This window comes from Cellulomonas sp. NPDC057328 (assembly GCF_042667215.1).
In the GTDB taxonomy this organism is placed as follows: Bacteria; Actinomycetota; Actinomycetes; order Actinomycetales; family Cellulomonadaceae; genus Cellulomonas.
Genome location: NZ_JBHUZW010000027.1, coordinates 1 through 13,331, shown reverse-complemented (window position 1 = coordinate 13,331; position 13,331 = coordinate 1). Strand labels below are relative to the sequence as shown.

The window sequence follows — 13,331 nt, the reverse complement described above, 5'->3', positions numbered from 1 at the left end:
GTATTCGTGACGAGGTCGGCACCGGAGTGACGAGGTCGCGGCCGCACGTGGCCGGGTCGACCTGGCGCACCGGTGTGCGATAGGTTTCTATCGTTTCTCGATAGGAGGAGGGGTCATGGTCGGGTTGGGGAAGGTCGCCGTGTGGGCGTCGCGGGCGGTCGTCGTGGTGGTGCTCGCCGGGACGCTGCTGCTGCAGACGTTCATGCTGCCGAGCGTGCTGGCCGACGTCCCCGAGGAGGAGGGGGCGCTCGAGCACCTGCGCGTGCCCGTGCTGGTGATCAGCATCCTCATGGTCGCGTGCGTGCAGGTGGCGCTCGTGTGCGTGTGGCAGCTGCTGACGATGGTGCGGCGCGACACCGTGTTCTCGCGGGGCGCGTTCCGGTGGGTCGACGTCGTCGTCGGGGCGGCCGTGGCGGAGTGCCTGCTGTTCCTGCTGCTGGGCGCGCTGCTGGCGCCGGGCGAGGCGGTGCCGCCGGGGGTCGTCCTCATGCTCGGGGTGGTCGGCGCGGGGTTCCTCGGCATCGGGCTGCTCGTGCTGATCCTGCGGACGCTGCTCGCCAAGGCCGTCGCGCTGGACACCGCCGCCACCACGCTGCGTGCCGAGCTCGACGAGGTGATCTGATGCCGATCGTCGTCGACATCGACGTCATGCTCGCGCGCCGGAAGATGTCGGTCGGCGAGCTCGCGGAGCGCGTCGGCATCACGCCCGCCAACCTCGCGGTGCTGAAGAACGGACGCGCCAAGGCGGTCCGGTTCACCACCCTCGAGGCGCTCTGCGACGCGCTCGGCTGCCAGCCCGGCGACCTGCTGCGGCACGAGCCCAACAGCGCGCCCCGCTCCGGCGACCCCGCCGGCTGACCGCCGCGGCGCGCACGCGGCCCGCGCCGTCGCGACCCCGGCGGACGACGGCACGTCGACGCCCCGGCCGCGGGAGGGGTGCGGCCGGGGCGTCGCGTGGGCTGTCGGGGCCGCCGAGGGGTGCGGCCGTCGACGCGTCAGCAGCGGGCGACGGGCCCGCTGACGTTCCGCACGACGAGGTTGTCGGCGCACGGGTTCTCGACGACGCGCGCGCCGTTCGTGAGCGTGAGGTTCTGCAGCGTGATGTCGCGGTTGCCGGGGAACTCGGACCGCTCCGCGAGGCGGACGTCGCCGCGGGAGACGGTGCCGCCGGATGTGGCGAGGCTGACGTTGGTGCAGTTCTCGATGAGCACCGGGTTGTTGCCCGTGCTCGTCAGCTCGACGCGGTCGACGCGCAGCCCGCCGCTCTCGGACACGCAGAAGATGCCGCGGCCGCCGCCGCTCGCGCGGACCGTGCCGACCTCGATGTTCGTCGGGTAGGAGCTGCCGACGCGTCCCGCCCGGTTGGCGATGCGGAACGCGGCGTACCCCGTGCCGGCGCCGGCGTTCACGGCGTCGACCGTGCCGATGCGCGCGTTGATGGTCTGGTTGAGCAGCAGCCCCGACTCGCGGACGTCGCGCGCGGTGAGGGTGCCGAGCGTGAAGCCGTCGACGCCGTACGTCTCGACCGCGTGCGACCCCGCGCCGGACACGTACGCCCGGTCGATGCTGATGTTGCGCGCGAACCGGCTGCGGTCGCCGTGGTTGTCGATGCGCACGCCGATGCCGCCGCCGGACAGCCGCATGTCGACGTCCCGCAGGCGCAGGTCGTCGACGTTCCGGGCGAAGATGCCGTAGACCGGCGTGCCCGTCATCGCGACGCGGGCGACCTCGATGTCGCGCACGCCGCGCATGTAAATGCCGGCGACGTTGCCCGAGCCGGACCCGCTGACGTGGATCGTGCCGCAGGACTCGAACGCGGTGTGGCTCGGCAGCGTGATGCGGGCGTTCGCGCTCATGGTGCCGCTGCCGTTGACGACGACGCGCTGCTTGCTCGTGCGCCCGGCGTCGAGACCGTCGATCGCGCGCTGGATGGCCGTGCGCATGTCGGCGCCGGACCACAGCTCGCGCGTGCCGCGGTAGGCGCGCCACGTGCCGCCGTCCTGGACGGCCGAGCCGTGCACGGTCGACCCCGTGCAGCTGGTGCCGGGCGCCGCGTGGGCGGCGGGCGCGAGGACGAGCGACGACGCGGCCGTCGCGAGGGCGGCGAGCGCCGCGAGGGACGCCGTGCGCAGCCGGCGGGCGGGTCGGGCGAGCGGGGCGGACGGCATGCGGTCACCTCTCGTCGGGGCCGCCGGTGCGGGGCGGGACGCGCGTCGGTGGGCGTCCGCGACCGGTCGGCCGGGGACGACGGTAGGGCCGGACGCGAGTGGGAGGCAGGGGCTTGAATCGTTTCGGAGTGCGCTTTCCGACGGTCGCCAGGTGGCTCGTCGCCGCCGGTCGGTCCGTACCGACCGCCGGCGTCCGCCCGCACGTGGCGGCGGGCCCGGTCGCTACCGTGACCACCGGCCCCGCCGGCACTTCCTGTTATCCCCCACCCACCCGCCCGTCTCCCTGTCGTGGCGTCCGCGCCGCTGATACCCACGGAGAGGTCCACAGGCTCATGGCGAACCCCTCGGGCACCGCGACGGTGCTCGCCGCGCGCGCCGGCGACCCGGCGGCGGTCGACCGCCTCGTCGCCGAGCACCTGCCGCTCGTCTACTCGGTGGCCGGCCGGGCGCTCGGCGGGCACGCCGACGTCGACGACGTCGTGCAGGAGACGATGCTGCGGGCGCTGCGCGGGCTCGGCGACCTGCGCGATCCCGCCTCGTTCCGGTCCTGGCTCGTCGCGATCACCGTGCGGCAGGTGCGCGACCGGCACCGCGCGCTCCGGCAGGGGCCCGGCGGGCCGCTGCCCGACGACGTCCGCGACCCCGGACCGGACTTCACCGACGTCACGGTCGCCCGGCTCGAGCTGACCGGGCAGCGCCGGGAGACGGCGGAGGCCACGCGGTGGCTCGACGCCGGCGACCGCGAGGTGCTCGCGCTGTGGTGGCTCGAGGCGTCCGGCGACCTCACGCGCGACGACGTCGTGCGCGCGCTGGGGGTGTCGCGCCCGCACGCCGCCGTCCGGGTGCAGCGGACGAAGGGGCAGCTGGAGACCGCGCGGGTCGTCGTGCGGGCGCTCGCCGCCGCGCCCGCCTGCGCCGCGCTCGCCGAGGTCACCGCCACGTGGGACGGGCGGCCGTCGGTCCTGTGGCGCAAGCGGGTCGCCCGGCACGCCCGCGGCTGCCCGCAGTGCGGCGTGGTGCGGGTCGGCCTCGTCGCGCCCGAGCGGCTGCTGAGCGGCATGGCGCTCGTGCCGGTGGGGCCGGTGCTCGCCGCGCTCGGTGCGCGGCTCGCGGAGAGCGGCGCGGTGCACGCCGCGGCGGGTGCGGCGGCGGGCGGCGGTGCGGTCGCGGGCGGGGCGTCCGGTGGCGCGTCGGGTGGTGCGTCGGGTGGCGCCGTCGCGGGCGGCGCGACGGGCGGCGCGACGGGCGCCGCAGCCGGCGGGTCCGGCGGGCTGCTGGGCGCGCTGGCCGGCGTCGGCACGGTCGGACGCGTCGTGGCGGCGGTGCTGGTCACGGGCGCTGTGGCCGGCGGTACCGCGGTCGCGTCGGGCCAGGTGACGTCCGACGTGCCCGTCGCGGCGGCCGTCGTGCCGACGGCGACGACCGCGCCTGCCCCGGTCACGACGTCGCCGGAGCCGGCGGTCACGCCCGGCCCCGTCGTCACGCCCACGCCCGACCCCGCACCCGCCGCACCGCCGCCGCCCGCGCCGCCCGCACCGGAGCCGGCGCCCGTGGCACCGCCCGTGCCGGCGCCCGCGGCGACGTCGGGCAAGAAGGGCGTCGGGACGTGGGAGTTCCCGCACACGGCGGGCGCGCTCGACGACGTCGGCGCGTCGTGGTTCTACAACTGGTCCCCGTCGGACGACCGCACCCCGCGCCCCGCGGACGTGGAGTTCGTCCCGATGATCTGGGGGCGCGACGCGGTCACCGACGCGACGCTCGCGCAGGCCCGCGGCGAGGGCGACGTGCTGCTCGGCTTCAACGAGCCGGACCTCGGGGAGCAGTCGGCCATGAGCGTCGAGGAGGCGCTCGACCTGTGGCCGCGCCTCGAGGCGACCGGCATGCGGCTCGGCAGCCCGGCGGTGGCGTGGGGCGGCGACGTGCCCGGCGGGTGGCTCGACCGGTTCCTGGCCGGCGCCCGCGAGCGCGGCCTGCGCGTCGACTTCATCACCCTGCACTGGTACGGCTCCGACTTCGGCCCGGCGGCGGTGGACCACTTGCTGGGCTACGTCGACGCGGTGCACGCGCGCTACGGCCTGCCGGTCTGGGTCACCGAGTACGGGCTCATGAACTTCGCCGGCAGTCCCCGCCACCCGACGGGCGCGCAGGCGGCCGCGTTCATCGAGGGGACGACGGCGGGCATGCAGGAGCGCCCGTACGTCGAGCGGTACGCGTGGTTCGGGCTGCCCGCCGTCGGGGACAGCGTCGAGTTCGGCCTGTACCGGGACGCGTCGACGCCGACCGAGGCGGGCGTCGCGTACCGGGCCGCGGGCGGCTGACCGGGCACGCGTCGACGGGCCCGGGAGGCGGTCCGCCCGCCGGGTCAGGGCAGCCGCACCGCCGCCAGCGAGCCGACGACCGTCGACGCGACCACGCCCGGCGGCAGACCCCGGCCGCCGCGGTCGACGTGCACGGTGGGGATGCCCAGCGCCGACGCCCCGCCGACGTCGGCCGTCCCTGAGTCGCCGACGTGCACGGCCTCCCGCGGGTCGACACCCAGCCGGTCGAGCGCGCGCCGGAACGGCTCGGGCCGCGGCTTGTAGGCGCGGACGTCCTCGCTGGTCACGACCTCCCGGACGGGCAGCCCGTGCAGCGCCAGCGCGGCCCGGGCGTCCGCGCGGTCGGCGTCCGACACCACGCACACGGGCACGTCGAGCCCCGCGAGGAACGCCGCGGCGTCCGGCAGCAGGGCCGGTCGGCGCCACGCCGCCCGCAGCACGGCGAGCTCCGCCTCGACGTCGACGGGCACGGCGAACGCGGCGCCGAGGTGCGCGAGCGTCGCGCGCGTCAGGTCCGCCAGCGTGCGGAACGCGTCCCCGTGCGCGACGTCGCCGGCGGCCCACTGGTGCGCGTGCCACGCCGCCGCGACGTCCGCGACCGGCACCCCGGCCCGGGCCGACAGCCGTGCGGACAGGTCCGCGACGAGGACGTCGTCGTCGGCGACGAGCGTCCCGTACAGGTCGACGAGCACGGCGCGCAGCACGGCCCGGACGCTACCGGCCGGTGGCGGTACGGTCCGCCGGTGCCCACCCGACGCCGTGCCGACGCACCCGCCCGGCGCCGCGGTCCCCTCCTCGTCGCCGCGGCCGGCGTGCTCGTCACCGGCCTCGTCGTCTCGCGCGGCGACGCCCTCGCCGCCGACCTCGCCGGCGGGGCGCTGTACGCGGCGCTCGTGCACGTGCTCGTGCTGCTCGCGGCGCCGCGCGTGCGGTGGTCCGTCGCCGCGGCCGTCGCCCTCGGCGCGTGCGTCGCCGTGGAGCTCGCGCAGCTGACGGGCGCGCCGGCCGCCGTCGTCGCGGCGTGGCCGCCGGCGGCGTACGTGCTGGGCTCGACGTTCGTGGCCACCGACCTGCTCGCGTACGCGGCCGGCGTCGTGGTGGTCGCGGCGGCGGACGCCGGCGCGCGACGACGCACCGGCACGGCGGCCGGGGCCGGGTGAGCGGACCGGTCGCGGACCGCTACGGTCGGCGCGTGCCTCGTGCCGACATCCCTCTCGTCGACGCGCCCGCCGGGAGGGTGCGGCTCTCCGACCGCCGCAGCGAGCGCACGTGGGACGTGCCGGTCGGCGCGTTCCGCATCGGCGCCGCACCCGTCACGAGCGGCCAGCTCGCCGGGCTGCGCGACGACGCCGCGACCGACCCCGCCCTCCCCGCCGTCGGCGCCTCGTGGTGGGACGCCGTGCGCCTGTGCAACGCACTGTCCGTGCGCGACGGCCTCCCGCCCTGCTACGACGTCGACGAGGCGCGCGAGCACGTCGCCTGGGACCGTGGCGCCGACGGGTACCGCCTGCCCACCGAGGCGGAGTGGGAGCACGCCTGCCGTGCCGGGACGACCGGCCCCCGCTACGGCGACCTGGACGCGATCGCCTGGTACCGCGGCACGTCGGGCGAGCGCCTGCACCCCGTGGGGACGAAGCAGCCGAACGCCTGGGGGCTGCACGACACGCTCGGGCTGGTGTGGGAGTGGTGCTGGGACCTGTACGACCCCGAGGTCTACGGCTCGTACCGGGTGCTGCGCGGCGGCGGCTGGTTCGACGAGCACTGGAGCGTGCGCGCGTCGGTGCGCCGCCGCAGCCACCCGACCCTGTCGATCGACGACGTCGGCTTCCGCGTCGTCCGCGACGCGTGACCGCCCCGCCGCCGGGCGTCGGCACGGTCGTCGCGGCGGACGCCGTGGCGGACCTCGTGGCGGTCGTCGCGCCACGGCTGCGACGCTGACGCGATGGACCCCGACGTGCACACGGGCCGCGCCCGCCTCGCCGACGCCTACCGGGCGTTCGCGGAGCGGGAGGCGCACGACACCTCGCCGACCTACGCCGACTGGGCGGCCGGCGTCGCGCAGGACCCGGAGGTGCTCGCGCTGCTGGCCGGACTGCCGCCCGGCAAGCGGCAGCCGAACCTCGTCCTCGCCGCGGCGCGGTGGCACGGCGCCACCGGCACGTACGGGTCGCTGCGCGCGACGCTGCTCGGCACGTGGCCGGACGTGCGCGCGACCGTGCTCGCGCGCGCGACCCAGACCAACGAGGCCGGGCGGTGCGCCGTGCTGCTGCCCTTCCTCGCGGCGCTGCCGCAGCCGCTGGCGCTGCTCGAGGTCGGCGCCGCCGCCGGGCTGTGCCTCCTGCCGGACCGCTACTCCTACCGGTACGACGACGGCACGGCGCTCGACCCGGCCGACGGGCCGTCGCCGGTCGTGCTGCCGTGCCGTCTCGACGGCGTCGCGGCGCCCGGCCGGGTGCCGGAGGTCGCGTGGCGCGCCGGCGTGGACCTGTCGCCCGTCGACGTCACCGACGACGACGCGTGCGCGTGGCTCGAGACGCTCGTCTGGCCCGAGCACGACGCGCGCCGGTCCCGCCTGCGTGCCGCGCTCGCCGTCGCCCGGGCCGCCCCGCCGCGCGTGGTCGCGGGCGACCTGCTGGACGTCCTTCCCGCGCTCGCCGCCGAGGCGCCGCCCGACGCGACGCTCGTGGTGCTGCACAGCGCCGTGCTCGCCTACCTCGACGCGGCGGCGCGGGCCCGGTTCGCGGACATGGTCGGCGCCCTGCCCGGGCACTGGGTGAGCAACGAGGGTGCCCGCGTGCTCGACCTGCCCCTGCCGGTCGCCGTCGCGCCGGGCGCGCGGTTCGTGGTGTCCGTCGACGGGGTGGCGCGGGCGCTCGCCGACCCGCACGGCGCCGCGCTGACGGCGCTCCGGTGACCACCGGCCGGCCACGCCACCGCACGTGACCCGCCGAGGTCGCCGGTCGCGTGGCGAGGTCGCCGGTCCGGGCAGGCGAGCTCGGCGTCGGACCGGCGACCTCGACGGGGCCAGGGCGGGACGGTGACGGGTGGCACCCGCGAAGCGGTTCGGGGGTTCCGGACATCAGCGACGATCCGTACACTCCGATCGAAGCGCTTCGACGGCCGATCCGTCGACGCGCGCGGGCACCGTCGCCCGCACCGCCGGGGGCACCGCCGCCCCCGTGCCCGAAGGAGAGCACCCGTGAACCGACGCCTGTGGGCGAGCGTCACCGCGCTCGTCTCGACCGCCGCGCTGGCCGCCGGCCTCGCCGCACCGGCCGCCGCGGCACCGGACGCCGCGTCCGCCCGCGCCCCGAAGCCGACGGCCGCGCAGCGGACCGTCGCCGCCATGCAGCCCGGCTGGAACCTCGGCAACACGCTCGACGCCGTCGGCCCGGACGAGACCGCGTGGGGCAACCCGCGCGTGACCGAGGAGCTGCTCGACGCCGTCGAGGACGCGGGCTTCAACAGCGTCCGCATCCCCGTGACGTTCGGCCAGCACCAGGGCCCGGCGCCGGAGTACGCCGTCGACCCGGTGTTCCTCGACCGCGTCGAGGAGGTCGTCGACATGGCGCTCGACGAGAAGCTGTACGTGCTGCTCGACGTGCACCACGACTCCTGGCAGTGGATCAACCAGATGCCGACCCGGCACGACGAGGTCGTCGCGCAGTACGACGCCCTGTGGCAGCAGCTCGCCGACCGCTTCCGCGACCACTCGCACCGCCTGCTGCTGGAGAGCGTCAACGAGCCGCAGTTCGCGGGCGTCGACGACGCGACGGCGTACGCGCTGCTCGACGAGCTCAACGTGCGCTTCCACGAGATCGTCCGGGCCACCGGCGGGCGCAACGCCGACCGCGTGCTCGTCCTGCCGACGCTGCACACCAACGCGGAGCAGGGCCGCCTCGACGCGCTGACCGCCACGTTCGACGCGCTCGACGACCCGAACCTCGCCGCCACGGTGCACTACTACGGCTACTGGCCGTTCAGCGTGAACGTCGCGGGCGGCTTCCGCTACGACGCGACGGCCCAGGCCGACACCGAGGGGACCTTCCAGCGCGTGCACGACTCCTTCGTCGCGCAGGGCGTCCCGGTGATCCTCGGCGAGTACGGCCTGCTCGGGTTCGACCGGCACACGGGCACGATCGAGCAGGGCGAGAAGCTCAGGTTCTTCGAGCACGTCGGGCACCTGGCGCGCACGACCGGCGTCACGACGATGCTGTGGGACAACGGCCAGCACCTCGACCGCACCACGTTCGCGTGGCAGGACCCGGCGCTGTTCGCGCAGATCGCGGAGAGCTGGAAGCGGCGCTCGGGCACCGCGTCGACCGACCAGGTGTTCGTGACGCCCGGCGCCGTGACGGACCAGACGATCACCCTCCAGCCGAACGGCAACCGCGTGAAGGACGTCCGGCTCGACGGCCGCCGCCTCAGGGACCGCGAGTACCGGCTCGAGGGCGACACGCTCACGCTGCCGGCCGCGCTGCTGCAGCGCGTCGTCGGCCCCGACGCCGCGTTCGGCACGCGCGCCGTCCTCGAGGTCCGGTTCGGCAAGGGTCTGCCGTGGCGCGTCGAGGTCGTCGCGGCGGACGAGCCCGTCCTGGCGGACGCCACCGGCACGGTCGACGACTTCGCGGTGCCGACCGACTTCCGCGGTGACCGCCTCGCGACGATGGAGGCCCGCTACGCGGACGGCTCGAACGCGGGCCCGCACTCGTGGACGTCCTTCAAGGAGTTCGACGTGACGTTCGCACCGGAGGACGGCCGCATCGTCCTGCGCCCGGCGTTCTTCGCCGAGGTCACCGACGGCGCCCCCGTGCGCCTGACGTTCCACTTCTGGAGCGGGGGGACGGTGGACTACACGGTCACCCGCAGCGGCACGGACGTCACCGGCACCACGGCCACCGGCACCGCCGGCTGACCGTCGGCCGTCACCCGGCACCGACGCCGCCGAGGTCGCCGGTCCCGTCCCGAGGTCGCCGCCCGTCACGGGCGACCTCGCCGACGGACCGGCGACCTCGGCGCGCGCGGGGGCGGCCCCGCGGGCACGCTGGACGGCGGGGACGTCGGGCGGGCGGGAGGCGCCGTGGAGTGGTTCGACGCCGAGGGGTACACGGTCGCGCGCGCGGTGCTGCAGCGCGGCGTGGCGGCGGTGTTCGTGCTCGCGTTCGTCGCGGTGCTGCACCAGTTCCGGCCGCTGCTGGGCGAGCGCGGTCTGCTGCCCGTGCCGGCGTTCACGGCCCGCGTGCCGTTCCGCGCGGCCCCGAGCCTGTTCCACCGGTGGTTCTCCGACCGGCTGGTCGTGGTCGTCGGGTGGGTCGGCGTCGTCGTGGCGCTGACCCTCGTGGCCGGGCTGCCGCAGCAGGGGCCGCCGTGGGTGCCGGCGCTCGCGTTCCTGCTGCTCTTCGCGCTGTACCTGTCGGTCGTCAACGTGGGGCAGGTGTTCTACGGGTTCGGGTGGGAGTCGCTGCTGCTCGAGGCGGGGTTCCTCGTGGCGTTCCTCGGGTCGGACCACGTCGCGCCGCCCGTCACCGTCCTGGCGCTGCTGTGGTGGCTGGTGTTCCGCCTCGAGTTCGGCGCCGGGCTGATCAAGTGGCGGGGCGACCCCGCGTGGCGCGACCTGACGGCGCTGTACTACCACCACGAGACGCAGCCGATGCCGGGCCCGCTGAGCCGCCTGTTCCACCTGCTGCCGAAGCCGCTGCACAGGGTCGAGGTGCTCGCCAACCACGTGACGCAGCTCGTCGTGCCGTTCGGGCTGCTGGTGCCGGGGCCGGTGGCGTCGACGGCCGCCGCCGTCATGGTGGTGACGCAGCTGTGGCTGGTGCTGTCAGGCAACTTCGCCTGGCTCAACTGGCTGACGATCGTGCTCGCGTGCGCGGCGATCGACGACGCGTCGTGGCGGTGGGCGCTCGGGCTCGTCGGCGTGGACCTGCCCCCGGCGGCACCGGCCGCCGACCCGCCGGTCTGGTTCGTCGTCGTCGTGCTCGCCGTCACGGCGCTGTGCGTCTGGATCAGCCGGCACCCGCTGCGCAACCTGCTGTCGCGGCGGCAGGCGATGAACGCGTCGTTCAACGTCTGGCACCTCGTCAACGCGTACGGGGCGTTCGGGTCCATCACACGCCGGCGCACGGAGGTCGTCGTCGAGGGCACGCGGGACGCGGACCCGGCGACGGCCGTGTGGCAGGAGTACGAGTTCCGCGGCAAGCCGACCGACGTCCGCCGCCTGCCGCGCCAGTACGCGCCGTACCACCTGCGCCTCGACTGGGGGATGTGGTTCCTGGCGCTCGGCTCGTCGGCGCAGCTGCGCTGGTTCGTGCCGTTCCTCGGGCGGCTCCTCGAGGCGGACCGCCCGACCCTCCGCCTGCTCGCGCACGACCCGTTCGACGGCGAGCCGCCGCGCTGGGTGCGCGCGCACCTGTTCCGCTACCGGTTCGCCACGCGCGCGGAGCGGCGCGCCACCGGGGCCCGCTGGGTCCGCGAGGACGACGGCCTGATGATCGACGCCGTCGACCCGTCCCGGGTGGCGCGGATGACGCGGGTGCGCTGACCTCCGCGGCCCGTGCCGCCGCGGACCCGGGCGCCGCCGCGCACGCCGAGGGCGGCCGGGTCGTGAGCCTCCCTCCGGCTCACGACCCGACCGCCGCGGTGGCACGTCACCTCAGGTCGAGGCGGTCGTGCCGCAGTCCGTCACCGCTGCGCGGTCGCGGCCTGCTGGTTGACCCGGCCCCAGGCCCAGCCCAGGACGTCGCCGTCGACCGGCCCCGTCGCGAACGCCGGGTGCACGGCGTCGGCCCGCTGCGACCACGTCGAGGTGCGGGCGGTGCCGCCCTCGGTGGTGGTCCAGCGGTCGGTCCGCTGCGCCGTGGCGCGCTCCGCCCAGCCCTCGGCGGTCAGGCCGTCGGCGTGGAACGGGGCGGCCAGGTCGAGCAGGCCGCGGACGTCGGTGGACTCGGTCGCGACCTCGTCGCGGCCGTCGAGGCGCGCGGCCTCGCCGGACAGCGCACCGGCCAGGGCGGCCGCCGGCTCGGCGGTCAGGGCCCCGGTCGAGAAGGCACCGCCCGTGCGGGTGGCCTCCGCCTGCTCGGTGCGCGAGCCGGTGGTGTCGCCGTCCTCGTCGGTCACCTCGCGCCACGTCGCCCGCTCCGAGGAGCGCGCGTCGTCGAACCCTCCGGACAGGCCGCCGACGCGCACGGGCGCCGCGGCGTCCACCGCACCGGCGAGGGTGCCCTCGGCCGAGGACGCGTCCGTCGCGCCCTCGGTGCCGGCCGCCCCGCCCGAGACGACACCGCTCAGCGCGGCGGCCGGGTCGGCCGTGATCTCCTCGAGCACCAGCCCGCCGGAGGTCGCCGACTGCGACTGCGAGGCGGAGCCGGTGGTGCTCGTGGCACCGTCCTCGGTCGTCACCGTGCGCTCGGACTCCTGCGCCTGCTGCTGCTCGTGCGAGCCCGTGACCGCGAGGCCCTCGATCGCGACCGGCGCCTGGACGGCGGCCGCACCTGCGGCCGTGCCCTCGGCGGCCGACGCGTCCTGCGCGCCGTCGGTGCTGCTCGTGGCGCCGGAGGCGGCGCCCTCGAGCATCGCGGCCGGGTCGAGGGTGATCGCACCGAGGTCGACGCCGAGGTTCGTGGCGTCGGACGACGACTGCTCCTGCGACTGCTCGACCGAGGCGCCGTCGGCGTCGGTCACCGTCGAGGACGACCCCGACGACTGCGACGACGATGTGGTCAGGCCGAGCTCGACACCGCCCAGCGTCACCGGCGCCTGCACGGCCGCGGCACCCGCCGCGTCGCCGGCCGCCTGCGAGGCGTCCTGGGTCGTATCCGAGGACGCGTCGTGGGACTGGCTCACCTGCGTACCGCCGAGCAACCCGTCGCCGAGCCCGCCGAGCGGGCCCTCCGCGGCCTGGGAGGCCGCGGCCGACAGCAGGACGAGGCCTCCGGTCACACCCGCGACGCCGAGCGTGCGGGTCCAGATCTTCTTCGTGCTCATGGGGATGGTTCCTTCCGCGTTCCGTGCCGGTCACCGCGGGTGCGGGGACCGGTCCTGCCGGGGCGGGAGGAGGTCAGTCGGGGCGGGCGCCGGGTCGCGGCGCCAGCCCGGCGGGCACGGCGTCGTCGCCGGCCGTGCGGGTGCCCACGGCGACGAGCGCCGCGGTGCGGGCCGTGCCCTCGAGCACAGCGGCCTCGACGTGCGTCGCCGAGGGGGTCGGGGCGGCACCACCGGCGGGCGCGGGCGCCGCGGGCGGAGCGGTGGAGCCGGACGGCACGGCGGGGAGCGGACCACCCGACGGCGCCGGGGCGGGGTTCGCGGCCGCGGCCGTGACGGCCGGGGCCACGTCGGCCGCCGGGCCGGCCGGGCGGGCTCCGCGCTCGTCGGTCGCTGCGGCCAGGGCGTCGGCCGGCACCCGGCCGGTCGCGGTCGGTGCGCCGTCGACCTCGGCCACGACGGCACCCGCGGGAGCGGGAACCGTCGCAGCGGGCCGCGCGGGAGCGGGGACCGCCGGAGCGCTCGTCCCCGCGGGCGACGACGGCAGCGCACCGCCGACGACGGGCGCGAGCGCCCCGCCCACCACCGGCACCAGGGCACCGGTCACGGGGGCGAGCGGCGCGGTCACCGGGGCGAGCAGGTCGCCGACCGGCCGCACGACGGGCGCCAGCGCGTCGGCGACGGGAGCCGTGACGGGGGCGAGCACGTCGAGCACAGGCGCCGTCACCGGCGCCACCGCGCCGGCGACCGGGCTCGTCACGGGTGCGAGCGCCTCGGCGGCCGCCGCGGTCACCGGCGCCGCGGCAGGTGCGACCGCGGTGGCGACCGGCTCCGTCACGGTCGCCCCCCCGGCGATCCGGGG

The 13,331-nt window shown here is 77.0% G+C and carries 11 protein-coding genes and 1 pseudogene; 8 read left to right on the top strand and 4 right to left on the bottom strand.

Going from position 1 to position 13,331, the window contains the following annotated elements; all coding sequences use genetic code 11:
• Window positions 1–115: 115 nt before the first annotated feature.
• Window positions 116–622: a DUF2975 domain-containing protein gene (locus tag ACFUMH_RS07290; RefSeq protein ID WP_378202651.1), complete on the top strand. Its 507-nt coding sequence runs from the start codon at window positions 116–118 to the stop codon at window positions 620–622.
• Window positions 622–858: a helix-turn-helix domain-containing protein gene (locus ACFUMH_RS07285; RefSeq protein WP_378202648.1), complete on the top strand. Its 237-nt coding sequence runs from the start codon at window positions 622–624 to the stop codon at window positions 856–858. The genes ACFUMH_RS07290 and ACFUMH_RS07285 overlap by 1 nt, the downstream gene beginning before the upstream one ends.
• 137 nt (window positions 859–995) lie before the next feature.
• Here ACFUMH_RS07285 and ACFUMH_RS07280 read toward each other — a convergent pair whose 3' ends face one another.
• The gene (locus tag ACFUMH_RS07280) at window positions 996–2,168 is read right to left on the bottom strand and encodes a hypothetical protein (RefSeq protein WP_378202645.1); all 1,173 of its coding nucleotides are present in this window, start codon (window positions 2,166–2,168) and stop codon (window positions 996–998) included.
• A gap of 332 nt (window positions 2,169–2,500) precedes the next feature.
• Here ACFUMH_RS07280 and ACFUMH_RS07275 point away from each other — a divergent pair, with 332 nt between their 5' ends.
• On the top strand, window positions 2,501–4,486 hold the full coding sequence (locus ACFUMH_RS07275; protein ID WP_378202642.1) for a sigma-70 family RNA polymerase sigma factor: 1,986 nt from the start codon (window positions 2,501–2,503) through the stop codon (window positions 4,484–4,486).
• A 44-nt stretch (window positions 4,487–4,530) separates the two neighbouring features.
• Here ACFUMH_RS07275 and ACFUMH_RS07270 read toward each other — a convergent pair whose 3' ends face one another.
• On the bottom strand, window positions 4,531–5,190 hold the full coding sequence (locus ACFUMH_RS07270) for an HAD family hydrolase (protein WP_378202639.1): 660 nt from the start codon (window positions 5,188–5,190) through the stop codon (window positions 4,531–4,533).
• A gap of 39 nt (window positions 5,191–5,229) precedes the next feature.
• On the opposite strand from ACFUMH_RS07270, the gene ACFUMH_RS07265 reads away from it, so the two are divergent.
• The 5 genes from ACFUMH_RS07265 to ACFUMH_RS07245 all read left to right on the top strand — a co-directional run bounded on the left by ACFUMH_RS07265 (window position 5,230) and on the right by ACFUMH_RS07245 (window position 11,030).
• Complete coding sequence (locus ACFUMH_RS07265; RefSeq protein WP_378202637.1) at window positions 5,230–5,646, top strand: DUF2809 domain-containing protein; 417 nt, start codon at window positions 5,230–5,232, stop codon at window positions 5,644–5,646.
• Window positions 5,647–5,678: 32 nt separating this feature from the next.
• Entirely contained in the window at window positions 5,679–6,335 is a 657-nt protein-coding gene (locus ACFUMH_RS07260) for a formylglycine-generating enzyme family protein (RefSeq protein WP_378202634.1), read from the top strand.
• A gap of 93 nt (window positions 6,336–6,428) precedes the next feature.
• Entirely contained in the window at window positions 6,429–7,400 is a 972-nt protein-coding gene (locus tag ACFUMH_RS07255; protein WP_378202631.1) for a DUF2332 domain-containing protein, read from the top strand.
• Window positions 7,401–7,685: 285 nt separating this feature from the next.
• On the top strand, window positions 7,686–9,401 hold the full coding sequence (locus tag ACFUMH_RS07250; RefSeq protein ID WP_378202628.1) for a cellulase family glycosylhydrolase: 1,716 nt from the start codon (window positions 7,686–7,688) through the stop codon (window positions 9,399–9,401).
• A gap of 165 nt (window positions 9,402–9,566) precedes the next feature.
• The gene (locus ACFUMH_RS07245; protein ID WP_378202625.1) at window positions 9,567–11,030 is read left to right on the top strand and encodes a lipase maturation factor family protein; all 1,464 of its coding nucleotides are present in this window, start codon (window positions 9,567–9,569) and stop codon (window positions 11,028–11,030) included.
• A gap of 140 nt (window positions 11,031–11,170) precedes the next feature.
• On the opposite strand, the gene ACFUMH_RS07240 is transcribed toward ACFUMH_RS07245, so the two are convergent.
• Both ACFUMH_RS07240 and ACFUMH_RS07235 read right to left on the bottom strand, forming a co-directional pair.
• Window positions 11,171–12,472: a hypothetical protein gene (locus ACFUMH_RS07240; protein WP_378202622.1), complete on the bottom strand. Its 1,302-nt coding sequence runs from the start codon at window positions 12,470–12,472 to the stop codon at window positions 11,171–11,173.
• A gap of 73 nt (window positions 12,473–12,545) precedes the next feature.
• Window positions 12,546–13,331: pseudogene (locus ACFUMH_RS07235) on the bottom strand (hypothetical protein); the annotation flags it as partial.